At 58.6% G+C, this 23945-nt stretch carries 26 protein-coding genes; 17 read left to right on the top strand and 9 right to left on the bottom strand.

The features are described 5' to 3' along the window. Positions 1-28: 28 nt before the first annotated feature. Complete coding sequence (locus ASC80_RS05885) at positions 29-1120, bottom strand: COX15/CtaA family protein (protein WP_056293846.1); 1092 nt, start codon at positions 1118-1120, stop codon at positions 29-31. Between the two features lie 96 nt (positions 1121-1216). On the opposite strand from ASC80_RS05885, the gene ASC80_RS05880 reads away from it, so the two are divergent. Continuing rightward, positions 1217-1432: a DUF2842 domain-containing protein gene (locus ASC80_RS05880; RefSeq protein ID WP_056293843.1), complete on the top strand. Its 216-nt coding sequence runs from the start codon at positions 1217-1219 to the stop codon at positions 1430-1432. Positions 1433-1593: 161 nt separating this feature from the next. Further along, positions 1594-2781, top strand: coding sequence for a GNAT family N-acetyltransferase (locus ASC80_RS05875; RefSeq protein WP_200941148.1), 1188 nt, complete (start codon positions 1594-1596; stop codon positions 2779-2781). Positions 2782-2789: 8 nt separating this feature from the next. Here ASC80_RS05875 and ASC80_RS05870 read toward each other — a convergent pair whose 3' ends face one another. After that, a complete protein-coding gene (locus tag ASC80_RS05870) occupies positions 2790-4949 on the bottom strand; it encodes a GumC family protein (RefSeq protein ID WP_056293842.1) in 2160 nt (719 codons plus the stop codon). A gap of 177 nt (positions 4950-5126) precedes the next feature. Here ASC80_RS05870 and ASC80_RS05865 point away from each other — a divergent pair, with 177 nt between their 5' ends. From ASC80_RS05865 to ASC80_RS05845, 5 genes are all read left to right on the top strand, one after another. Further along, positions 5127-5756 carry a polysaccharide biosynthesis/export family protein gene (locus tag ASC80_RS05865; RefSeq protein WP_056293840.1) on the top strand — a complete coding sequence of 210 codons (630 nt, stop codon included), beginning with the start codon at positions 5127-5129 and terminating at the stop codon, positions 5754-5756. 1 nt (position 5757) lies between these two features. Continuing rightward, positions 5758-6888 (top strand): glycosyltransferase family 4 protein, encoded by a 1131-nt coding sequence (locus ASC80_RS05860; protein WP_056293838.1) that lies wholly within the window; start codon positions 5758-5760, stop codon positions 6886-6888. Between the two features lie 137 nt (positions 6889-7025). Further along, positions 7026-8534: an undecaprenyl-phosphate glucose phosphotransferase gene (locus ASC80_RS05855; protein ID WP_502690945.1), complete on the top strand. Its 1509-nt coding sequence runs from the start codon at positions 7026-7028 to the stop codon at positions 8532-8534. A gap of 21 nt (positions 8535-8555) precedes the next feature. After that, positions 8556-9815 (top strand): O-antigen ligase family protein, encoded by a 1260-nt coding sequence (locus tag ASC80_RS05850; RefSeq protein ID WP_056293833.1) that lies wholly within the window; start codon positions 8556-8558, stop codon positions 9813-9815. A gap of 153 nt (positions 9816-9968) precedes the next feature. Further along, entirely contained in the window at positions 9969-10685 is a 717-nt protein-coding gene (locus ASC80_RS05845; RefSeq protein WP_056293831.1) for a DUF1236 domain-containing protein, read from the top strand. Between the two features lie 99 nt (positions 10686-10784). Here ASC80_RS05845 and ASC80_RS05840 read toward each other — a convergent pair whose 3' ends face one another. The 5 genes from ASC80_RS05840 to ASC80_RS05820 all read right to left on the bottom strand — a co-directional run bounded on the left by ASC80_RS05840 (position 10785) and on the right by ASC80_RS05820 (position 12817). Beyond that, positions 10785-11033, bottom strand: coding sequence for a PilZ domain-containing protein (locus tag ASC80_RS05840; RefSeq protein ID WP_056293828.1), 249 nt, complete (start codon positions 11031-11033; stop codon positions 10785-10787). A 24-nt stretch (positions 11034-11057) separates the two neighbouring features. Further along, positions 11058-11252: a hypothetical protein gene (locus tag ASC80_RS05835; protein WP_056293825.1), complete on the bottom strand. Its 195-nt coding sequence runs from the start codon at positions 11250-11252 to the stop codon at positions 11058-11060. Beyond that, entirely contained in the window at positions 11253-11582 is a 330-nt protein-coding gene (locus ASC80_RS05830; RefSeq protein ID WP_056293823.1) for a PilZ domain-containing protein, read from the bottom strand. A gap of 211 nt (positions 11583-11793) precedes the next feature. Then, a complete protein-coding gene (locus tag ASC80_RS05825; protein ID WP_056295659.1) occupies positions 11794-12078 on the bottom strand; it encodes a hypothetical protein in 285 nt (94 codons plus the stop codon). A 445-nt stretch (positions 12079-12523) separates the two neighbouring features. After that, the gene (locus ASC80_RS05820) at positions 12524-12817 is read right to left on the bottom strand and encodes a hypothetical protein (protein ID WP_056293820.1); all 294 of its coding nucleotides are present in this window, start codon (positions 12815-12817) and stop codon (positions 12524-12526) included. A 394-nt stretch (positions 12818-13211) separates the two neighbouring features. Between ASC80_RS05820 and ASC80_RS05815 the strand changes: the two genes are divergently transcribed. Beyond that, entirely contained in the window at positions 13212-14471 is a 1260-nt protein-coding gene (locus ASC80_RS05815) for a tyrosine-type recombinase/integrase (protein WP_056293816.1), read from the top strand. Between the two features lie 50 nt (positions 14472-14521). Here ASC80_RS05815 and ASC80_RS05810 read toward each other — a convergent pair whose 3' ends face one another. Further along, positions 14522-14767 (bottom strand): hypothetical protein, encoded by a 246-nt coding sequence (locus ASC80_RS05810; protein ID WP_056293813.1) that lies wholly within the window; start codon positions 14765-14767, stop codon positions 14522-14524. A gap of 251 nt (positions 14768-15018) precedes the next feature. Between ASC80_RS05810 and ASC80_RS05805 the strand changes: the two genes are divergently transcribed. The 9 genes from ASC80_RS05805 to ASC80_RS05765 all read left to right on the top strand — a co-directional run bounded on the left by ASC80_RS05805 (position 15019) and on the right by ASC80_RS05765 (position 20954). Beyond that, entirely contained in the window at positions 15019-15204 is a 186-nt protein-coding gene (locus ASC80_RS05805) for a hypothetical protein (protein WP_056293810.1), read from the top strand. A gap of 348 nt (positions 15205-15552) precedes the next feature. After that, positions 15553-16041, top strand: a complete 489-nt coding sequence (locus ASC80_RS05800) for a hypothetical protein (protein WP_056293809.1) — start codon at positions 15553-15555, stop codon at positions 16039-16041. Between the two features lie 174 nt (positions 16042-16215). Next, a complete protein-coding gene (locus tag ASC80_RS05795; RefSeq protein ID WP_056295658.1) occupies positions 16216-16797 on the top strand; it encodes a TMEM175 family protein in 582 nt (193 codons plus the stop codon). Between the two features lie 1257 nt (positions 16798-18054). Beyond that, positions 18055-18480, top strand: a complete 426-nt coding sequence (locus ASC80_RS05790; protein WP_156464280.1) for a Rap1a/Tai family immunity protein — start codon at positions 18055-18057, stop codon at positions 18478-18480. Positions 18481-18618: 138 nt separating this feature from the next. Then, the gene (locus ASC80_RS05785; RefSeq protein WP_056293804.1) at positions 18619-19095 is read left to right on the top strand and encodes a hypothetical protein; all 477 of its coding nucleotides are present in this window, start codon (positions 18619-18621) and stop codon (positions 19093-19095) included. 122 nt (positions 19096-19217) lie between these two features. Beyond that, positions 19218-19844, top strand: a complete 627-nt coding sequence (locus tag ASC80_RS23595) for a hypothetical protein (RefSeq protein WP_156464279.1) — start codon at positions 19218-19220, stop codon at positions 19842-19844. Between the two features lie 60 nt (positions 19845-19904). Next, positions 19905-20165 (top strand): hypothetical protein, encoded by a 261-nt coding sequence (locus ASC80_RS05775; protein ID WP_056293800.1) that lies wholly within the window; start codon positions 19905-19907, stop codon positions 20163-20165. Positions 20166-20230: 65 nt separating this feature from the next. Next, positions 20231-20599, top strand: coding sequence for a hypothetical protein (locus ASC80_RS05770; RefSeq protein WP_056293797.1), 369 nt, complete (start codon positions 20231-20233; stop codon positions 20597-20599). Positions 20600-20738: 139 nt separating this feature from the next. Beyond that, positions 20739-20954: a hypothetical protein gene (locus ASC80_RS05765; protein WP_056293794.1), complete on the top strand. Its 216-nt coding sequence runs from the start codon at positions 20739-20741 to the stop codon at positions 20952-20954. Positions 20955-22173: 1219 nt separating this feature from the next. On the opposite strand, the gene ASC80_RS05760 is transcribed toward ASC80_RS05765, so the two are convergent. Then, complete coding sequence (locus ASC80_RS05760; protein WP_056293791.1) at positions 22174-23667, bottom strand: hypothetical protein; 1494 nt, start codon at positions 23665-23667, stop codon at positions 22174-22176. Positions 23668-23945: the final 278 nt, after the last annotated feature.

Below are 23945 nucleotides of genomic sequence, written 5' to 3'. Positions count from 1 at the left end.
ATTTTACCGCAGTTTAGAATTGCTCGATTCAGCCAGTCTGGCCGAGCGCCATGTCGAGCCTTCCCTTGCGCGCTTCGCGGCGATTTGCGCCAAGCCGCTCCGCCTGAAACAGCGCCAGCGTCAGCACCACGATCGCGACCGCCTGGTGCGCCAGCCCCAGCGAGATCGGCACCTGATGCAGCAAGGTGACGATGCCAAGCACGGCCTGCACCGTCACCGCCGCGGCGAGCCACAAGGCGCCGTTGATCGTGGCGGTCCCGGCGCGCGCGCGGATGGCGTCGACGGCATGCGCAATCGCCAGCGCAAACAAACCATAAGCGATCATGCGATGGGTGAACTGCACCGTCAGCGTATTGTCGAAGAAATTCCGCCACCACGGCTGCTCGAAGAACAGCCGTGCCGCGGTCGGGATGAATCCGCCGTCGATGTCCGGCCATGTGTTGAAGACGTGGCCAGCGCGCAGGCCGGCGACCAACGCCCCGAAATAGAGCTGGATGAACACCAGCCCGAGCAAAATCCGGCCGGTCCATTTCAGGCGCGCGGATTCAGAGGGCACCGGTTGCGACTTCAGGCGGCGCAGCGTCCAGACAATGGCCGCGAAAATAAACAGCGCCAGCATGAAGTGAATCGCGAGCCGATACTGTGATACCGATACCCGGCCTGACAGGCCCGATTTCACCATCCACCAGCCAACCGCGCCCTGTACCCCGCCGAGCACGAAGATCACCCACAATCGCCGCTTGAGGTCGGACGGCATATACCCCCGCCACAGAAACCAGAGAAACGGCAGCAGGAAAACCGCGCCGATGCTCCGCGCCAGCAGCCGGTGACTCCACTCCCACCAGAAAATCGTCTTGAACTCGTTGAGGCTCATGCCGAGATTCATTTCGCGATACTGCGGAATGGTCTTGTAGGCCTCGAATTCCTTGTTCCATGCTTCCGCGCTGAGCGGAGGGACCATCCCCGCGACCGGCTTCCATTCCACGATCGACAGACCGGATTCCGTCAAGCGCGTCGCTCCGCCGACCAGCAGCGTGCCGACGATCATCGCGGCGACGATAACAAGCCACACGCGTACGGCGCGCAACTGCGAGGATTTCGGAACCGGAGTTTGGATCATGGAAAACGATGGCTTGAATGAATTTGCGCGGTCCTTATAGTCCCGCCACTTTTCCGCGCAAGGCGCGGTTTACCGCAGGACCCGCACGTTTCCGTCATGAAAATCCGCACCCGAAAACTGATCGGAACAGTCGGCCTGCTGTGCCTCGTGGTCGTCTGGTCACTGGCCGGAATGGCAATCGCCCAGACGCCGTGGCTCGCGTCCTCCCGGCTGGCGCAGGGAATCTTCTACGTGGTGGCCGGTCTGGGCTGGGTGCTGCCGGCAATGCCGCTGATCGCGTGGATGTCGCGGCCGGATAAACCCACAGCGTAAAAACCGGCGCTGCGGCCTTCACGCCTGGTGTTAAAAGCCGATTTAGGCCCCGCCGCTCTGCGATCGTCATTACCCTTTGTTGACGTTTGTTTGAAAAGGTCAGGCGAATGCGCCCGCGTGGCGCGCCGCCCATATTTCATAAATTCAAACAAGGCCTTGCGATGACCATGGCTGCCGCAATCGAAAGCCAATCCGCGTCGACACCGTCAGGCCCGACATCCTTGCGCATCGCGCGGATCGACATCCTGCATGACGTCGACGTCGCGGAAACCGCATGGCGCGCGCTTGAGGCGGACGATCAATTTTCGACGCCCTATCAGCGCTTCGACTTTCTGAAAGCGTGGCAGGCCAATGTCGGAGTGAGCGAGGGTTTGCAGCCCTTCATCGTCGTCGCCACCAGCGCGGATGGCAAACCGCTGTTGCTGCTGCCGCTGGCGATGGGGCGCGAGAACGGCGCCAATGTCGTTCGCTTCCTCGGCGGCAAGCACACGACGTTCAACATGGGACTGTGGCAGCGCGACTTCGCCAGTTCTGTGACAAAGGCCGATCTCGATACGGTGCTATCCGCAATCCACGATCACGGCGCCGATGTGCTGGCGTTCACGCAGCAACCGCGAAACTGGATGGGTCTCGCCAATCCGATGACCCTGCTGCCGGGACAGCCCTCCCCCAACGCCTGCCCGCTGATGGTGTTGTCGCACACCTCGCCGGAAACCAAGATCAGCACCGGCTTCCGCCGCAGGATGCGCACCAAGGAACGCAAGCTGCAGGCGTTGTCCGGCTACCGCTATCTGCTGGCGCAGACCGATGAAGAGATCGAGCGCCTTCTCAACGCGTTTTTCCTTATCAAACCGCAGCGCATGGCGGCGCAGAAGCTTCCCAACATTTTCGCCGACCCCGCCGTCGAGAAATTCATCCGCGAGTCCTGTCTGGCGAAACTGCCGGACGGCCACCGCGCCATTGAAATCCACGCGCTGGAATGCGACGCCGAAGTGATCGCGATCTTCGCCGGTGTCTCCGGCAACAAGCGCTTCTCGATGATGTTCAACACCTACACGATGTCGGAAAACGCCAGGCATAGCCCGGGCGTCATCCTGGTCCGCAGCATCGTCGACCACTATGCGCAGCACAATTACGACTCGTTCGATCTCGGCATCGGATCGGACGACTACAAGCTGCAATTCTGCAAGGACGACGAGCCGATCTTCGACAGCTTCATTCCATTGACTGCGCGCGGCAAGCTGGCAGCGTTCGGCATGTCGTCGCTGACCCACGCCAAGCGGCTGGTGAAGCAGAATCCCGCACTGATGCAGATGGCGCGGCGGCTGCGCGGCGCCCTGCAACACTGACGGACGGTTCAGGCGGCGGCAATCCGCTCGCCCGCTGGACCAATGTCTTCGGCCGGTGCGGCCGCGCTCAGGATCGTCGCATCCTCGAAACCGGAATCCATCAGTTGTTCGCGCATCTTGATGCGCGCCGCCGGCGTGATGGCGGGGTCCGGAACAATCACCGCATGAGCATTCCCGGTGATAAGCGTCGTCGGCAGATCGGCGGCGGTTCCGGTATCGAGCACAACGTGATCGTAGGCGCGCATCAGCGCGTCGATCGCAAGCCCGAGCCGTGGAAATTGCAACAAGGCGCGATCCGGATGACGGCCCGCGCCAACGAGATGAAGACCTGACAGCCGGTCCTTGGTGATGATCTGGCTGAAGGAGGCACTGGCCTGCATCAAATCGCTTAGACCCGGCGCTGCCGGATCGTTCGACACCGCTGCCAGCATCGGCGACGTCATGGTGAGATCGACCATGACCACCTTGGCACTGCGCGACAATTGCCGCGCCAGCGTCAACGCCGTTAAGGTGACATCCTCGCCGGCATGGGCGCCGATCACGGTAATCTTGCGCGCACTCTCTCCGGCCGCCAGCAGAACCTCGGCCAGTCCGCCGATCTCGGTCACCGGAGACGTCATCTGTGGATGGGTATCGCGGATTTCAGCCAATGGTGCGAGTTGCGTATCGCGCGGCAACGACAACCGGGGCGCTGTCATGCGCAGCAGTTCAGCGGTTGCGATGTAGCCTGAGGTCAGCAGCAGCGTTATCAGCGTCGCGATCAGCACGATCGGCAGCTTCTTCGGATAGGCCGGCGTATTCGAGACGAAGGCGCGCGAAATGATCCGGCCCTCGGACGGTGCGGCGTCGATATTCTCGCGCGCGGTCGCCTCGCGATATTTCGCGAGATAGGATTCAAGCAGATCCCGTTGAGCCTTGGCCTCGCGCTCCATTGCGCGCAGCTGAATGTCCTGGCTGTTGGTCGAGGTCGCATGGCGCTTGAGCTGATCGAGGCTCGCGTTCAAGCCGTCAACACGGGCGCTCGCGACCTTGGCGTCGTTTTCCAGTGATCGCGAAATCTTGCTCGCCTCTTCGCGCAATTGACGATCGAGATCGGCGATCTGCGCCCGCAACTCCTTGATGCGCGGATGTTCGCTCAACAGCGTCGCGGACTGCTCGGCGAGTTGCGCCCGCAGCGTTACGCGCTGCTCGGCGAGCCGCCGCACCAGTTCGGAATTCAGCACCTCGGAAGCTTCGACCGGCCTGCCGGTTTTCAGCATGGCGCTGATCGCCCGGGCGCGGGATTCGGCATCGGCCATCTGGACGCGCGCATTGTTGAGTTGAGTGTTGAGTTCACCCAGCTGCTGGTTGGACAACGAGGTGTTGTTGGTGCCGACGAACAGGCTGGATTTGGACCGGAAGGCTTCGGCGCGCGCTTCCGCGTCCGCGACCTTCTTGCGCAGGCTGTCGATTTCCCCGGACAGCCACTGCCCGGCCGATTTCGCCTGATCCTGACGCGCATTACGCTGGAAAACGAGATACTCATCGGCGATCGAATTGGCGACCTGCGCGGCAAGTTTTGGATCGCGCGACTGGAATTCGATGACCATGACGCGGGACTTGTCGACCGCATAGGCCGTCAGGCGCTGGCTATAGGCCTCCAGCACCCGCTCTTCAGGCGTCATCCTGAACGGATCGCGGCCGATGCCGAACAGCGACAGCACGCTCTTCCAAGGCGACGGACCGTTGAGGACCGGATCGAACTCGGGCAACTGGTCGAGCTTGTTCTTCTTGATGACATTGAGCGCAAGGTCGCGCGACAGCAGCAACTGGACCTGGCTGGTGATGGCTTCGGCGTCTGGCGTGCTGCGCTCCTCGCTGCGCTCGCCGTTCGGCCGCAGGAAGACGTTTTCGCGGCCGTCGATCAGGATGCGCGCTTCCGACTTATAGCGCGGCGTGATCATGTTGACCGCGACGATCGACAGCACGAAGACAACCGCCGTCGGCACGATTACCCATTTGCGCCGACGTACGAGCGCCTGCCAGATCAGCTGCAGGTCGATATCGCCGAGTTGGCGCGGCGCAGCAAGCGCGGGCGCTTCAACAGCCGCAGGAGCGGCCGGCTCCACCGGGCTCGCATCTCTGGCAAACACGCCGTTGATCCGGTCACGCCAGTACGCCAAACGCATCGATTACTCCCACCGGACACCACTGAACAGCTCCGGCGATTACAGTCCATTAAGGTTGCCGCCGGGTTAATTCTGGTGAAAAGCCCCTTTGCCGCAACCGCGAATGGTCTGCTGGTCATGCTTTGTTAACCATGAATGCCCTTAATCAGACTCACTATTTTCCTTGTTGGATTGCTCATGCGGCGTCGTTGCGCGCTCATCGCTAGCCTGTTTGCCGCGCTCGCCGTTTCGGGGTGTATGCGCACCGCTGCGCCTGTCGCATCCGCCCCGTCGAATACCCTCGACGCTCTCGCTTACCGCCAGAAGCCGAACGTTGCCGCGACCCGCGCCCCCTATGCGCCGGGCGATGAGCCCTATCAACTCGACGCCGGCGACAAGCTGCGGATCGTCGTTTTCGGCCAGGAAGGCCTCACCAATACCTACGCCGTCGGCGCCGGCGGCTCGATCACGATGCCGCTGATCGGCGGCGTCCCGGCGCGCGGGCTGACCACAGCCGAACTCAGCGCTTCGATTGCCGCACGCCTCAGGCGCGGCTACCTCCGCGAACCGTATGTCGCGGTCGAGGTCGAGACTTACCGGCCGTTCTTTATCCTTGGCGAGGTCGCGGCTCCCGGGCAGTATCCCTACGTGCCCAACATGACAGTAGAGAGCGCCGTCGCCATCGCCGGCGGTTTCACACCGCGCGCCCAACGCAGCGACGTCGAACTCACCCGCCCCGGCGAGGCTGCCACCGCGCACGCCACCGTTTCGCTCGGCACCCTGCTGCGTCCCGGCGATACCATCGTCATCGGCGAGCGCTGGTTCTGACATGCCCGAGACCACCAAGCCTCTTCGCATCCTTCACGCCGTGCGTGCGCCCGTCGGCGGCATCTTCCGGCATATTATCGATGTCGCTAACGGACAGGCCGATCGGGGCCACGAAGTCGGCATCCTCGCCGACAGCCTGACCGGGGGCGAACGGGCCGAAGCTGCATTGAAAGCGATTGCGCCGCGCATGAAGCTGGGCACGTACAGGCTTCCGATTCATCGCGAGCCGCACCCCGGCGACGCACTCATCGCGCGGAAATTCCTCGGCCTGGCGCGCCAACTCAAACTCGACGTGTTGCACGGGCATGGCGCGAAGGCCGGCGTATTCGTCCGCCTCAAGGGCAAGTCGAAAAAAATCATCCGCGTTTACACGCCCCATGGCGGCTCCCTGCACTACCCGCCGGACACTCTTAAAGGCGCGGTCTACAGCCGGATGGAACGAGCGCTGATGAATCGCACCGATCTATTCCTGTTCGAGAGCGCATTCGCGCGCGACACCTACCAGCGGGTAATCGGCAAGCCCACGGGGCCGGTGCACTGTGTATTCAATGGCGTAACCGCAGCCGAATTCGACCCTGTTATCCCGGCGGACGACGCGACCGATCTGGTTTATGTCGGCGAGTTTCGCCGCATCAAGGGGGCGGATCTCCTGATCGAGGCGGTCGCTCGGCTGCGTGCCGACGGCAATCCCGTGACCCTGACACTGGCCGGCGACGGCGAGGAAACCGCCGCGCTGAAGGCCCAGGTCCAGCAATTGAAGCTCGGCGACGCCGTGCGCTTCATCGGTCATGTCAAACCCCGCTACGGGTTTTCAAAAGGCAGGCTGCTGATTGTCCCCTCGCGCGGCGATTCGATGCCTTATGTCGTGATCGAGGCTGCTGCCGCCGGCGTTCCGATGCTGGCAGCCCGGATCGGCGGCATTCCCGAGATTTTCGGCCCCCATGAGGACGCCCTGTTTGCCGGCAACAGCATCGGGGCGATGGCTGATGCCATCGAAGCGGCCCTTGCCGACCTCGAAACCGCCAGAGCCCGGGCGAAGGATTTGCGCGAGCGCATTTTCGTGCACTTTTCCCAGAAGGCGATGGTCGATGGCGTACTCGCCGGTTACCGCGATACGCTCGGTACAGATTAACCGAAATTTACCAGCGATAACCCTATCTTCCGGTTTGTTCGCTAATGCCGTCACGAGGGACTTCCGCCTCGGTGGCGCATTGTCACATGGCGGCAAGACAACGGATATCTGACGTGGAACCACTCGACCTGCGCTCGATGATGGACTCCGCCTCCGCCACGGCGTCCGCGCCGCGGATCGAGCGGCGGCGACGCCTGACACCTGCGGCGCTTGCCATCACGAACGAGAAAGTGCGAACCGCCTATTCGCCGGTCGTCATTAACGGCGTGGTCCGGGTCTCCGATTTTGCGCTGATCTTCGTGGTCGGGATCGCGTTGAACCTCGCCTACGTCGCCCCGCTCGACGGGTTCAAATGGGGTTATCTCTGGGCGATTTCCGCGATCGCGCTGGTCGCGGTCATTAGTTTCCAGGCCGCAGAGATTTACGACATCCAGGTTTTCCGCGGCCAGCTTCGCCAGATGACCCGGATGGCATCGTCATGGGCGTTCGTGTTCCTGCTGTTCATCGGGGCCTCGTTCTTCGCCAAGGCAGGCGGCACGGTCTCGCGCGTCTGGCTCTCGGCGTTCTTCTTCACCGGCCTCGCTGCGCTGTTTGTCGACCGGCTTGTGTTGCGCGCGCTGGTCCGGCGCTGGGCGCGCGAAGGCAGGCTCGATCGCCGCACCGTCATCGTTGGATCGGATGACAATGGCGAAAAGCTGATCAAGGCGCTCGATGCGCAGGACGATTCGGACCTTCGCATCCTCGGTGTGTTCGACGACCGCAACGACGCGCGTGCGCTCGACACCTGCGCCGGAAAGCCGAAACTCGGCAAGATCGACGACATCGTCGAATTCGCCCGCCGCACCCGTATCGATCTCGTGCTGTTCGCACTGCCGATCTCGGCCGAAGGCCGCATCCTCGGCATGCTGAAAAAGCTGTGGGTGCTGCCGGTCGACATCCGCCTGTCGGCGCACACCAACAAGCTGCGATTCCGCCCGCGCTCCTATTCCTACATCGGCAAAGTCCCAACACTGGATGTCTTCGAGCAGCCGATCACCGACTGGGATCTGGTGATGAAATGGCTGTTCGACCGCGTTGTCGGCGGCATTCTGCTCATCCTGCTGTCACCGGTGATGGCGGCGGTCGCGCTGGCGATCAAGCTCGACAGTCCGGGGCCCGTGCTGTTCCGCCAGAAGCGGTTCGGCTTCAACAACGAACGCATCGACGTGTTCAAGTTCCGCTCGCTTTACCATCATCAGGCCGATCCGCTGGCCAGCAAGGTCGTGACCCGGAACGACCCGCGCGTCACCCGCGTCGGGCGCTTCATCCGCAAGACCAGCCTGGACGAATTGCCGCAACTCTTCAACGTCGTGTTCAAAGGCAACCTGTCGATCGTCGGCCCGCGTCCGCATGCCGTGCAGGGAAAATTACAGGCCCGCCTGTTCGACGAGACTGTGGATGGCTATTTCGCCCGCCATCGCGTCAAGCCGGGCATCACCGGCTGGGCCCAGATCAACGGCTGGCGCGGCGAGATCGACAACGAGGAAAAGATCCAGAAGCGCGTCGAGTTCGATCTCTATTACATCGAGAACTGGTCGGTGCTGTTCGACCTCTACATCCTGTTCAAAACGCCGCTGGCGCTCATCAAGGGTGAGAACGCCTACTAGCGCGCGCTCGCGCGAGGAGCCATGGCCATCACGCTCACCGCCTCTCCGCCCCTGTCAACCGCAGCGATTCCGCCGAGGACCGCGGCGGTGCAGCGCGCGCTGATGTGGGCCGCGGGTTGCGGCGGCGCCATCGTGTTCATCGAACCGAGCCCGTATGAGTGGGTCACGCTGATCGGCATCGTCTTGTTCTACGTGACCGGCCTGCGCCTGCGGCCGGTGTTTCTGCCGCTGATCGCAATGCTGTTGACGCTGAATATCGGCTACACGATCTCCTCCGCCTACCTGATGAACAAATCCGAGATCATCAACTGGGTGGTGACATCCTGGTATATGGCGACGACGGTGATCTTCTTTGCCATGGTGCTGTCGGAGGACACCGAAGCACGTCTCGACCTGCTCCGCCGCGGGTTGATCGTGGGCGGCGTCATCGCCTCCGCCGCCGGCATCGCCGGATACTTTCATCTCGTACCAGGCGGATACGATCTCCTGACCCTTTACGGCCGGGCCCGCGGCACATTCAAGGATCCCAACGTGCTCTCGGCGTTCCTCATCCTGCCGGCGCTGTTCTCGTTGCAGAATGTCGTCACGCAGCCACTCGGAAAATCGCTCCGTGGCGCGCTGGCGCTTGGGATCATCACGCTCGCGATCCTGCTGGCGTTCTCGCGCGCTGCATGGGGGCAGCTTGTATTAACATCGGCATTCATGCTGTGCCTGATGTATCTGACCAGCCCATCGACAAAGCAGCGCCGCCGGATCGTGCTGACCACCATCGCCGCTGTCGCCGCCGCGATTGTCCTGCTTGCCATTCTGCTGTCGTTCGATTCGATCGACAATCTCTTCAAGGAACGCGCAAGCTTCAATCAAAGTTACGACGAAGGCCGCTTCGGACGTTTCGGACGACACGTCCTCGGTTTCCAGATGGCCCTCGACCTGCCGCTCGGCATCGGGCCGTTGCAATTCACCCGGTTTTTTCCCGAGGACACGCACAACTCGTTCCTCAACGCTTTCATGTCCGGCGGCTGGATCGCCGGGATCACCTACCCTGCGCTGGTGTTCATCACCGTCATCATGGGATTCAAGCTGATCTTCCTGCGTGTGCCATGGCAGCGCGCGTATCTCGCGGTGTTCGCCGCGTTTCTCGGCACCGTCGGCGAAGCTTTCATCATCGACGTCGATCACTGGCGCCATTTCTGGCTGATGCTGGGCGCGATGTGGGGATTGTTCGCGGCGGCACATGACGCCACCGCAGTCATGCGCAATGCTTCGCAGCCTACTACCTGAGCTACCAGATCACTTTAGCCTCATGTGTTCCTGTCCCGGAACCAACACGATCGCGCCTCATGGATGAACCCGTGTTCACGCAATAAACTTCCGCTGTCCGGAACGGTAAGCAACCTTCCTCGTTGTGAGTTGGGCAGTCACGAGGAGGACACCATGAGAAAGACACTTCTGATTTCCGTCGCTACCGCCGCACTCATCGCTGGCGGCAATGTTGCGTTCGCGCAGGGCATGAACAAGGGCGGTGATGCACCCGCCGCAACCGCGCCTTCTTCCGGCTCACCGTCGAGCGGAGCGGCCGAGAAATCGGCACCGATGAAACGCGGTGAAGGCGCCGAGAAAACGCCCGGCACTGGTATGAAGGCCGGACAGGCGGAGCAGAAAATGCCGCGGGCAAACGATTCAGCCCAGCACGAGAAAGACATGAAGTCGAAGAGCACTGAGTCGGACAGCAAGTCCGGCAACAAGGCTGCGTCCGAAACCACCAATGATCGCAAATCCAAGAGCGATATGAAGGCGGATTCGAAGAACGGCGCTGGCAAGGCCGACAGAAATGCCACCGAAACCACGGGCGGCGACAAGAAGGCCGGCACCACGACAGGCCAAGCTGGCGCGGGTGCCAAACTCACCACCGAGCAGCGCACCAAAATCACGACCGTCATTCATAAGCAAAATGTGAAGCCGGTGACAAACGTCAACTTCTCGATCTCGGTCGGAACGCGCGTGCCGCGCACGGTGTCCTTCCATCCGGTGCCGGTCGAGATTGTCGAAGTCTATCCCGACTGGCGCGGCTACGAGTTCTTCCTCGTTCGCGATGAGATCGTGATCGTGAATCCGCGGACACTCGAAATCGTCGCCGTCATTCCGGCGTAACGATCTCCCTCACCGCCTGACTAACTGCACAACGGCAGCCGCCGGCTGGAATGCCCAGCCGGCGGTGACGTGATCATTGGCGTTCGGTTGGCGGCAAAACTAAAAAGACACGCCGAGACGCGGGCCGTTGGTCCAGACGACACGGCATTTCTTTCGCGTGCCGGCATACAGCAACTCGAACCGGTTCGGCAGAGGCACGCGCGGCAAAACCTCAAGGCAGGCGCCGCCGGCGGAATAATCGACAATGGTGCAATTCACCACCGGCGATTTGATATCGACAATGATCTTTCCGGATCTGGACAGAGTGCCGGACGGCTTGATTCGCTCAAATCTGCGTTTCTGGGCCATGGGCGATATGCCACTCACACCCGGTCACGACTGACTAAGAAAGCGATCGAGATCGCTGGCCAACGTCTGGGCGATCTCCTCATTGATGGCGTATTTTAACATGCCGTCGCTGGTCTGCAGTTCGATCTCACCGGTCAGCGGGACTTTGGTGAACGTCGTCACCGAAACCGCAAGTATCGTGCATGGGTCGGCGAGACTGGCCGTCACGTCGCGCAACATTCAATGCCCACTTTCCGCGAGCTGCCGTCTATCGTTCGGCGTCCCGGCTTTTTTCTTTTCAACACTCTTGAGAAAGCGCGCGCCGATCTGATCGCCGTTGACACGGATTAATTCGCACCGGCGATAGGCCAGACCGGTCGACGACAACAACAGGAAAAATTCCTTGAGATCGAGCCCTGCCATCGAGCCTTCGACCTGTAGCAGGACGCCGCTCTCGGAAATATCCAGCATCGCGCAATGGCGACGCCAGGTGCCGTCAATTCCCATGATGTGAACGCCAACGCCCTTGCCAAAATCGACGCGGGGCCGCTGCCTGTGTTCTTTGCCCATTGCAACCTCTCCATTGAGGCGCGCACACGCACTGCAAATAAAAAATACGCTTACGAAAAGGTCAGCAATAATGACCCGTTATAAAAGCACTAATAAAATCGGTAAGAGCGTAAGACTGAAGTCTGAACTTTTACTGAACGCACGCACGCCCAAACGCACTCCGTGAACAATTCACGGCAACGTGTCCGCCAAACGCTGTGGTTGTGACGTGTCAGACCGATCCGTGCGGCGTCTTTGAAATATCGTCATTGTCGCCGACGCGAGGCTCCCTCGCCTGGGGCAGGTCGTCATAGCCGCGACGACTGCTGTAGAACGTCAGCGCCATCAACCCGCAACCAATCAGCAACGAGAAGAAAACGCCCAGTCCCATCGCGATGTAGCCGTGCTTCGACATCACCACGTCTGATTGTGCGACCCATCCTTCCGTTGCCCACCATATGGTTGCGGCAAGAAGTGCGAGGAGGAAGGCGGTGACTGCGACTGAGCCTTTGGTCATGATGGTCTCCCGATTGCGGCCGGTGCTGCGAATTCGGAGTAGCATCGCTCTATGCACATGGTAACTCGCATCCGTCGACTGCGACTTACATGTGCATTCGGGCGTCTTTTCACAATGCGCCGCGGCCGGACATAGCTTAGCCTTAAGAATAAGATCCGGCGGCACACCTCATCCGCGCAGCGACCATACCTGCAGTATCCGCGAGGAAGTTTGCTCTGCGACAATCTTGCAGATTCGATCTGTGATCGATGTCGTGCGGCGTTTTGTCCGCGAAATCACACACGGATTTCGTTTCAAATCCTTCGCCGAGTTCCTATGTATCGGACAGGGACGCCATTTGGCCGTCCTCCCAGAACTTAACCCGGTGCAGCTTGGCTGAACCGGGTTTTTTCATACCTGCCGTGGCCGTTGCAATCGGAGACAGGAACGTGGATCGCCACGATGCCTATGAGCGCTTGCTCCATTTCGCTTCCGCCCATTGCAGCCCCTTGAGCAGCGGCCCCTGCAGAAACGGCAAATCCTGCGCAATGATGATCAGGCCGAGCGGCAGCATCCAGATTCCCAGAACCGGCAGAAAGCTGAAGATGCCCCCGAGGATCAAAAGGATCGCGACGCCCACACGCGCAATCAGCGACGATGGCTTGCGCAGCCAGTGCAGGAACCTGCCGACGCTTTCGGGCAACCGCTTTTCGATTTTTTCGAGATAGCGGTCGAGTTCGGCCTGTGTTGGGGAGGTCAAGGAATGTCTCTGCGCTGATGGATCGGTGTTTTGCCCACCCTAAGCGCATCAATGTGGCGGATGATGGCGGTGCCCTGCGGATAAACTAAGGGGTAAAATGGCTGGCCGATGGCAACCACGAACGCCAAAGCCCGCCCCCGCCTTCAATTTCCACACAACTGTTTGTTTTAGTTGGGATAAATGGTCGGAGCAGAGGATTCGAACCTCCGACCCCTAGTCCCCCAGACTGATATGCGCGTTTTCCGATGGCTTCCGGCCAGTTTCGTCGGGTTACGCTGAGCGCGCAGTATGCTTATAAATCGGGATTTTTCTGGATTTCTACGATCGCCGCTCGTTTCCGCTTAATAGCATTATCGGTGGCGACTCGGTGGCGATTCCTCACTATAGAGAATGTATGCCGGTCATCAAAATCAATCGACGCAGCGTCATCGCCCTAAAGCCGAACCATGGGGCAACCACCTACTACGACGAGGCGCTTACGGGCTTCGGCCTTCGGCTTCGTCCAACCGGTGCCGCCTCCTGGTTTATCGAATATCGCCCCGGAGCGGGCGGCAGAGGCGTCGCTAAGCGCCGCATGGTGATTGGCACGCTGGCCACCCTATCGCCGGAGAAGGCGCGGGAGGCCGCCGAAAAGCTGCTGGCAAGCGTTAAATTGGGGGGCGACCCGGCAGCAGACCGAAAGGCCGCGCGAGAGGCCGAAACTGTCAACGACGTCCTCGACAGCTACATTTCGCAGCACGCCAAGCCACACCTAAAGGAAGCCAGCGCGAATCTGCTCGGCATTTACTTCGACAAACACATCCGACCTGCGCTCGGCGGTCGAAAATCCACGAGCATCGCAAAACCCGACGTCGCCCGCCTGCACAGAACGATCGGCCGAAAGCATCCCGTTACTGCAAACCGCGTCGTTGTGGCCCTAAAGGCTGCTTACAACTTTGCGATTGGGCACGGCAGCCTACCGGAAGGAACCAAAAACCCCGCTGCCGGTATCGAACTTTTCGACGAAAAGTCCCGCGAGCGGTATTTGACCGTTGAGGAGCTCCGGCGGCTTGGTGAGGCCATCGAAGAGGCCGAAACTGTCGGGATACCATGGGAACCGGATCCCCACAGAAAATCAAAACACGCCCCTCGCCCCGAGAACCGCCGCGTCAAAATCGACCAACACGCTGCTGCGGCCCTGCGCCTCCTGCTATTCACGGGGTGCCGTCTACGAGAAATCCTGCACTTGCGCTGGAGCGAATACGACGTAGAGCGCGGCCTATTGTTTCTTCCGGATTCAAAATCGGGGCAAAAAACTGTAGTGCTTTCGGCACCTGCGACTGCAATCCTTACCGATCTGCCACGTCTTGGTGTCTATGTGATCGCGAGCGAGAGTTCGGGGGAAAAAGATGAAAAGCCCCGCGCCGATCTGAACAGGCCGTGGCGCGCTATACGAAAGCGTGCCGGGCTGGACGATGTACACCTTCACGATCTGCGGCACAGTTTCGCGAGCATCGGAGCGGGGTCGGGCTTGGGACTTCCCATCATCGGGAAGCTATTGGGGCACACTCAACCATCCACAACACAACGGTACGCCCATCTAGACGCCGACCCGGTTAGACGGGCCGCTGACATCATCGCCGGAAAGATCGCCGATGCAATGAACGGGAAGTAGCGCCCCACCCGCCTTTGCGGATGAGGCGCAGGCGGCGGAGCACGCTTGGTTTACGCTTGCCGGTTGGCCGCCTCGCACCGCGTTTGCGCGTCATCGCCAACGATCTTCTGTACGTGGCCACTCAGTTCTGCAGCCTCGCGTTTGAGCGCTTGCACCAAAAACCATGCGCGCGCCTTCAGCAGCGTTTCATCATCCTCACTGCTATCATCGTCGAATTTGGAAATGACATCATTCAGAAGGTCCAGCCCGATCGTGAGGCGACGATTGGCTTCGTCGAGTTTGTCGAGAACGCTCATCGTGCCACCTCCAAGATTTTCGCGCTAATCGTCATAGGCACGGCCATCTTGCGGCCGGATGGTCGGGGCGCCGGAGCCATAACCGCGGGCCATTCAGGCGACGTGCCTTCGCAATCGGGACGCAGCCCCTCTTGGCTCCAGCCGCCGGTTTGCGGGCCTTCATTGGCCCAGCCTAGGTTTCGCTCATCGTCGACGGCCGGCTCAAGGTCGCCCCCATCATCCTCAAGCTCGCGTCCACTGTCGGCGTTGAGGTGGAAGAACCTGCTGCCTTGGTCGTCGTTCTCGGGGAAACAGTTCGCGCCGCGCCAACCGGGGGTGGGCTCGTCGTCCGTGCCGGGTTCAAAATCGCTCTCGTCGCCTTCCCGATCGCTCGATGCGTCGGCAAGATCGGGTTCGAGGTCGGGATCGGTGTCGAGGGTATCGAGAAGGTCGATTAAGAGATCGATCTGCGCCTCAACGGTTTGGCGGGTAATGGGCGGATTCGTGGTAGTGGTTGGATTAGCGATGGGCGCTCCTGAGGGCGTCTAGGGTTAGGCCCGGCGCGGGAGCTATCACCTTCCCGCCGGGCTGCTTTCATGGTATCATGAGATTATGGCTAAATCAACTCATGATACCACGAAACCACGCAATCAACGCCCGACAACTACTGGTGAACCCGTCATGGTGCGCGTTCAACCGGATATGGCTAAGGCCCTCGACGACTGGCGCCGCCAACAGGAAGACCTCCCCGGCAGGCCGGAAGCAATAAGAAGGCTGGTCGAAGTTGCGCTGAAAGGCAGTAAGCGTTGACTGCCGTCTTGCACGGAGAAGACGTAACGCCCCTTGGCATCTATTTGCTCGCGCGCAGTTACCATCGGGCAGCCGATACCGTTGCGAATGATCATAAAAATGCCCTACCCGATCCTCCTGCGCGCCTCCTGTATCTTCACGCAGCGGAGACCTACCTCCGCTGCTTTCTGCGAACTAAAGGCGTCACGCCGCAGTATCTAAGGCGGTTCAATCATCAGTTAGGCAACATGTCGGATGAAGCCATGGCGCTCGGATTGAGCACCAGCGCAAAAGTGACCAAGTATTTGAAGAGCGCAGCCGCCGAGAATGACTATGTCCGCGCCCGATATGATATCAATGTGCGCGCCCCCTCTTGCCCGCCACCTAAGGGGAAGAGATCAACTGCGCTCAAGGTGCTTCAAGCAGTGGTGCACGATCTGCAAATTTCCATCGAGGACGCGTTGTTGAAAATGGGTGTCGTGCTCCCACGGACTACGATCCTGTGATCGCCATTCGCCTATCTCCGGAGTAGCGCGAGACGGTCGATGCATGGGCCCCGCGCCAGCCGGACAAGCCTCCGCGTTCCGAAGCAATCAGGCGGTTAGTTGAATTGGGCCTCAAGGGTAAATCAGAATGACCTTTGATGAGGAGCGATATTGAACCAGATCGGTCGTTTTGAAATGCGTCGATTGGAGGCCTTGAGCAACACTATCTTCGGTGTTGCGATGACGCTACTCGCCTACGATCTGCCGAAGGCCAGCAAGTTCGTAAGCGCTCCGGCTTGGATGGACCTTGTCAACGCCTACGCTCAACCGGTCATCGCTCTCATGATCAGTTTTATCGTGGCCGGCGTGTTTTGGCTCAGCCATCATCGGCGACTCACCTTCGCGCCGGAAGGCAGCCGAGGCGAAGTCTTCCTCAATCTGATCTTCCTGCTGTCGATTGTCATGCTTCCGGTGACGAATGGACTTTACGGCGCGTATCGGCTCGATAGTGTCGTAGCTGTAAGCTACGGCTTCCATCTGACGATCATTGCCTGCTTGAACGCGCTGCTATGGGTTTTGGCGCTGCGAGGTCGCCGCAATTCTGAGTTGCTGACAATCGCGGTCTTTCCGGTCTTCGCACTGGTGTTCGCAACGGTGATGGCCGCCGTCGCTCCATTCGTTGCACAATTCATGTGGTGCCTGGCCTTTGGCGCGCCTCTAGCGGGGTGGTTGGTGGCCCGTCGTTCCCGTGCACTTGCCGACCAAGACGCCCATTAAAATTCGTTGTTTGCCCCCTTCCCCGCGCATCGACTTCTTGCGATGAGCCGCTGTAGCTCGGTCGATTTGTAGCCATAGCGACATATCAGGATGAGTTAGGGGGAAAACTCGCGCCATTTCGATTCGTTGGTTGGAACGAGTCAAACTTCCTTGGTAATGTATTTCCGCGTTCAACGAATCAGTAGGCGACCCCCTTCTTCAAGGGTTTGGGGGCTATCCAGCACCCAAGGGGCAGCGGCCTATTCCGCATTCGTTGAATGGAGACAGACCATGTTCGCATGGCCGTCTTGTCCGCTTACGATGCCCGTCCGGGTCTGCGCGTACACGCGCTTTCGACTCGGTCGATGGGAGTCGGTGCGGACTCACTGCAGAGGGCTGCCGAACCGCTGAGCAGAGCGGTCCGGCGTTAGTCCACAATCTGAGGGGTCGCCCACGGGCGGCCCTTCGCGCTTCCGGCGAGGCCGGAACTTGGATGCAACGATCGTTGCAAATATCGATGTGATTCAAAAGCGCGGCGCACTAGCCCGCTTAAGCCTCGCTCAGCGATGGTTAACGCCATGTTAAGGCGCTCCATCTGCGTATCCTCTCCCTGTCGACGGCGCGAGTCGCGCTCTTTTGTTAAAAGAACCTTAAACGCCGGCTAGCCCGCATTCAACAACTGGTTATGCACAGGTGCATCATCTAGACGCCCTCAGGTTCCCCTCGACTCATTGTTCTCTTTTTGTTCTAATAACGTCATGAGCGATCGACCCGCATCATGGCGCATGCCAACAACCAAACAGCTGGAAAAAATGGCTGAGCGACACGTTCGCCAGGAAGTCTCGCTGTCGTCGTCCGACGAGGAGGCTTGGTGGCAATCCGTGATGGCCGACCCGCCATCGCCCCGCCCTCGCTTGCCGATCCAACAGCGTCGGCTTTCAGAAATCCCGCGGCATGTTCTGCGCGTCGAATGCTCACGGTGCGGCCGGATTGTTGAGATTCAGACAGTCGATGCCGTTCGCCTATACGGTCCGCATGCTGTCTGGAAAGATGTCGGGCAAAAGCTGCTCGATGATGGATGCCAGGTACGCACCGGCCGGTATGAAGAGGACGGTTGCTGGCCGCAGTGGGCACAAAACGGAGTGCTCCGATTGTATAATGAATGATTGCGGATATTATCGAACGATCGATTTTATCAGGACTTCCCGTTTTCAAGAAAATTGATAGCGAAAATCCCCTGCCTGGTTTGATGTGCCTTTCATCCATAGGGAGATGGTTATGAATTTTAAAACGACTTTATCCGCAGCGCTTTTTGTTGTTTTCACGACTCCTGCTTTCGCGGGCTTTTTTGACGGCAATGAACTGCATAAGAAGTGCAGCCCGGACTTTCGCGAGTTCGCACTCGGATATATGGCCGGCATTACCGATAAGTCGATAATCGACCACAGCGCTTTTTATGCCGCGTGGCAAGCGACTGTTGATACAAATGCGACGACAGAGGCGCGAAACAAGCTCCAAAGAAATATGAGCCGCGCGTCCCTGGCTATGGGAAAATTTTGCATGCCCGACAGTGTGAGGCTGAGCCAAGTGCTTGATGTCTTCTGCAAGTATGTTTCAAACAATCCTGAAAGCAGGCATTTAAATGGGGCGGAGCTTTTCAGTAAGGCAATGAGGGCGGCTTGGCCCTGTCCCGTTATAGAGTAACGGTGATCCGCAATCTTACGCCGCTTCGATAAGCTGGGCGACACTGTTGCTGCAATCCCGTCACCGTTGATCGAACATGCCGAGTCCTTGGCGAAGGCCAATAGCAAGCGGTTCGTCGAGCAAGAAAGGGTAAACTAAATGGTCGTCGCTGAAACGGTTGCAGGGCTGGGTGCGATTAGGACAGCATTCGATTTAGCAAAGACCATCAAAGATCTAGATGATCGTACACGGCGAAACGAAGCGATTATCGACCTTCAACAAAAGATTCTTACGGCACAGGAAGCCCAAGCGGCGCTCATTAAGCGCATAAGCGAGCTGGAAGCAGATCTGGCTGGCATGAAAACATGGGAAGCAGAAAAGAAGCGCTATGAGCTTAGGGATTTGAGATTGGGATTTTTCGCTTACATTCCGAAAGAAGGAATGGAAAACGGCGAACCGGCGCATGCCATTTGTGCAAACTGCTACCAGCGAGGTTTCAAGTCCATTTTGCATTTGAACAATACTCTGGATGCTCGTGACAGGACGTGGGATTGCTCTGCATGCAAAGCAAAAATCAGAAATCAACGGAGCGATATGGCTGCGTTGATCAAGGAATGCCGCGCATCAATTTCATAGCGCGCACATCCGTTCCCGTTTGAGCCGCGACGGGCCCAAAAGGCCAAAGCATCCAGCGGCCACGGCATTGAGCGGGAGGCTTAAAGGGCGCTAGGCTATTTGCGGGGGGGGGGGCCACAACGTTGTTCAATATAGAGAACGATCTAACTGGCGCGGCTAAAAAATTGAGCGAATGGGCAACAATGGCCGCTAGATCCTACGGGATTTACGCTGGAATAAACACCGCCATAAGCCATGCGTCAGACAAATCAACTCTCTCTGTTCATCATGCCGACGAAATTCGCGCCCAAATGGCTCTTATGACTGTTGTCCGCGCATTCGCACTTCTCGATCGCTCCACAGACCTTTCCATTCAAAAGGTTTACCGATTTCTCGAACAACCGCACGCGCTTGATGTTGTATCGCAACTGTACTCCGAAAGTGATCCTCATTGGCCCTTGGACTCTTCTCGCAACGAGTGCCGCAAATTCTTTGAACGCTTTCTGACAGAGTACAGAACTATTGATTGGGAGTCTTTCGGTCGCCTTCAATCGTTCCGAAACAATGCGCTCGCTCATATTGGAGTCGAGATAACAAAGTTTGTTCGGTATCAAGAACTGGAACTAATCGTCAGAACCTGCGCTCGCTTAAGTGGAGAGTTCACTCTTATGGTCTCGGGTCTAAATCACTGGCCGGAAGAGGACATTGATGAGTACAGCCGAAGCGCATTTGAGTTCTGGTCATCCCTTTTTGCTGCTGATGTAACCTAGAAGGTTTTACTCAGTAGCTATCGCAATTATAAGCGGACATCCGATTAGCCGGGGGGCAACATGGCTGGGTTTCTCAAATTCGTTGCGGGCGCATGCCTTGTTGTTACATGGCTTGGTTTCGGATTGATTGCGTTCGGTGCGATCATGTCTACTGATCCTAGCACCCAATCAGGCGGCTTTTGGATCTATGCCGTTCTGACATGCATTGGCGTATCACTGCCGGCGGCCATCCTGTTTGCGTTTGCCGCAGTAGTTGAAGACGTTGCGGAGATGAAGGGGCATTTGGCCGCGATGCGGCGCTACTACGAGCCACAGCGTTAGCGCGAGTGTCGGCCGAGATAGATACAACTAGTGTTCAGTGTCTGCCATATTTTTTGGATACTCTAATGAAGATCATTGCCGCGGCCTTCTTGGCCACTGTTACATCCGCTTTTGCCCAAACAGTCGTCGACGAATCTGGCTCGGGAATTAATCCTGTCGCGATGGAGAGCGCGAAGTCCGCGATAACTTGGAAACTGCGTGATCCAATTTCAGCTCAAATAAAGGGCGTCCGCCTTATTCATACGAGCGAGTTGCGGCCAGATGTTCTGTGTGGCTACATCAACGCCAAGAACGGATATGGCGGATACGTTGGATTCAAGCCGTTCTATTATGAGGTAAAGCGAAACCTTGGCGGCGTCGTTCAAGACACCTCCAACGAACTGGAGCGCCTGCCATTCGAGTGGTCGGGTTGCGCCAAAGCGTTGGGAAAGTGATAAATAGATTGCCTCTCCACGCTACCTTGTCGACATGCCTCAGACAAGGCGCGCACTACGTCAGCGTGGCTGACTTGTGATCTTCTGAAACTCACTTAGGTAGGTGACTGGCTGAACTAAACAGGCACTAGGTGTTGCCATGCAAAAGCTAGTGGCCATATCGCCAGAAGAGTTGCACGAGATTGCCGACGCGGCCGAAGATGAAGCAGCGGTACTTCCGCCGTGCCCGCGGCGCGACCTGATGATGGAGCAAGTCTGGCGAATGAGGCGCCAGGCAAATCTCGCACAATGGACGGGCGTCGAGTTGCTTCCGGCCGAGGTGCAGGAAAAAGCCACACTGCCGACTCTTTGGTGATCTCGGAATTTGTCGTGGACCTCGCCCCGCGCCACCCTATTTTTCCGGGTTGGCCGGAGGATCATCTTCTTTCAGAAGCCGGACCAAGTCCGACAGGGACGAGTGGTCACCGTCCTTCTCAGAAGGAGTTTCGACTTTGGGTCTCGGCTTCAACCACCGTCGAAGACGGTCTGCATAATCAGATATTATCATGACTACCGCCTCCGTTTGCGGTAGATCAAGCTTTCGGAGCAGCAAGGGTTGCAAGAAGCCGGAAAGATTCTCACTCGCTTTCTTATGCCCGGTAGCGCACAATGGAACATACGCCCAACCCGCTTGAAATCTTCAAAAGTGGAGAGGCTGCTCTAAGCCGTATACCCTCCTCACGAGTAAAAGCAGTGGACGAAGAAAGTACGCGGAAACGGCGCCCGCTAACCTGGCTTGATCTCTTGCCGCTGATCGTTGGATTCGGCTGTGCAATCGCGATGTGGTCGGCCGGCGTGGTGTGGGTGATCTATCGGTAAAATTATGTCCAAACGCCACCATTACCCGCACGCCGACGGCCTTTCCGAATTGGCGCTGGGGTTTTTTTTCGGCCTCGGCGCAGGCCTGTGTTTAGTCGGGCTAGCGGCTGTGCTGGTTATCGCATTCGTTCCGCAGTGGATTCCATCGCCGATACTTGGGCTGCTAGCACTTCACTAGTCGCGCTGCTTGTGCTCGCTGCACCGCAAACCGTGCAGACGCGGCGGCAAGACTGTGCCTAAAATTACCTATGGGCAGTTCGACACCATATTGTCCAACCTGCGGACAGCCGATGACTTCCCTCTCCAACCAGAGGAAGCCGTCCTACATTTGCTATAGATGCGATGAGGACCCGCTCACGTCGCCGAAGGTGCGAAAACTGATGCAGGCGGTTAAGCCTCTGAAGGATTCGTCCGAAATTCCTGGCGAGTGATTTGCCCCAGCGAATGCGCGCGGACTAAAAGTCACCGACGCCATTTGCGGCGGCAGTGACTGAACGTATCAAAAATGCGATCAGCTGGAAAACCGTAACCTATTACGGCGGAGATGAACGGCGGTTGAACGAAGACCCGCGCCGCACTTCACCATCACTCTTCCGCTGATGGAACGCAGTCGCCCCCATAGCAATTAAAACATGCCGTCTTCGTCATGACCCTTCCGGGACGGCAGGCCCAGCCACGGTTGATCACCCCCGCATCGGCCGTGGCCGGGCTCATCGCTAATGCACCGAGATCGCTACGCCATAAATCTCGATCATCTTGTTATTGAGTGTCTTAATTCGCGCCGTGTAGGACGTGCCAGCGGTGCAGGCTACATCATCGGTTTTAGCCATAGACCGCCCACCTTGCCCATACGCCGTAAGCAGAGTGAGTGTCGTAGTTGACCACGTCGAGCCACCGTCGCAGGAGAGTTCAACGGTAAGGTCGGTGTTGAGTGTCGGCGCTGCGGTATTGTCGTATTCGATAAGACAACTCGCGTTTTCCACGCTGGCATCCGCGGTTTGCGCTGTCGTAACAACAGTCATGTTGCTGGTGGTGCCGGGCGCGTAGAACTGCACCTCCGCAAGGCACATCGTTCCAGCACTACCTGACTGAGTGACCTCAACGAATACATGATCGTACGCAGTCGTCGTGTCGCTGCTATTGACCGTCCGCCCAGCCGACTCGTCGCTCGTGCCAGTGAAAGTTAAGGTCCCTAGCAGCGTGCCGTCCGACGCGCTTGAAGGTGCGGTTCCGTTTTTACCGCGTAGGTTGATGGTGATGCTAGGCGTGCCGCTAACGAAGCCGATGTTATTGGTCCCGTAGACGATCGCTTTGCCTATGGCCTTTCCGCCCAAATAAGTTTTACCGGCGTAGAAGCTAGTTGCGGACGCCTTTTGCGCTGCCGCCGATGACGGCTGGTCGGTTACGTCATCGAAAATGGCACTTGTCCGGGTCGTCGTATTGGTAATGAGCGTACCAGTCGCAGACGAAATCAATGTACCGGTCGTAGACGTCGGCTTTACGAGACCGTTAGTGGTGTCGAGCGCGTAGCCAGGGAACGCGGCCCCTACATCCCTTGCGGGTGCTTTGGCGTTTATACGCTGGCCGACGACATCGGGCCAAGACGCTATGACCTTCCGAGTGATGGTGTCAGGTGTGACGGTTACCAGGATGCCGGCCCCGCCGACGACATACGAGGGGGTGCCATCGTTCCAGTGCTCGGTAATGACGGGCAAGGCCCGTTGCCGCTCTAACACCATGCGACAGAACCGGTCAGGATTCGCTCCCACTTCGTCCTCCGCATAATCGAGCTGGATCAGCGGTTGAATGGAGCCCCAAGGTGGATCGACCCGCTTAAAATCAGGCACATCATCTACGGTAGGGCGAAAGTCCATGATCCAGAACTGCTGCTCACCTTCGTCCGAGAATCCGGCGACAAAAAACTTGTGTTGGTAAGGGCCATAGCCCGATAGCAAGCCTTGCTCGATATAGAATTTAGCTGCGCGCTTTGTATCGGCGAGGAGTTCGCGAATTGAGCGGGCGCCTTGAACAGAAAGGGACACCAGTCTTCCCAAATCGCCCGAACCACTATGGCCGATCGCAGATCGCGCGGTAGGCACAGGATAAATCTTTGGTTTGAACTGCGTGACGACTGCGCTTTTGTCGTACACCGCCGTATCGCAGAACATGTAGAAGACGCCTGGAAATTGAATAATGTTGAGAGCGGTCATGTAAATCCTATTTAAAAAGCCACGCGCCTAGACTCCGTGGCCGCGCGTAACGGTGTTGCAACCCGCTTGACCGGCAATTGCGGCCGTGCGGTAGTTCGATTTTTGGATCGTTGATGATTTTAGAAATTATTGCGGGCGTGCTGGCCATCTTGGCGGCCTTCGCACTGCTCATGCGGTGGTGGCAGAAGCGGCAAGATGTGCTGCGATACATCGAGCGGCGCGATGATTAGTCGAGAAGGTCGTCAGGCTCGTCAGGCGGAGCCCATGCCACCTTGCTG

Source organism: Afipia sp. Root123D2 (genome assembly GCF_001425835.1).
Taxonomy (GTDB): domain Bacteria; phylum Pseudomonadota; class Alphaproteobacteria; order Rhizobiales; family Xanthobacteraceae; genus Afipia.
Note: the sequence above shows the minus strand (reverse complement) of the source record. Positions and strands in the feature narration are given on the sequence as shown.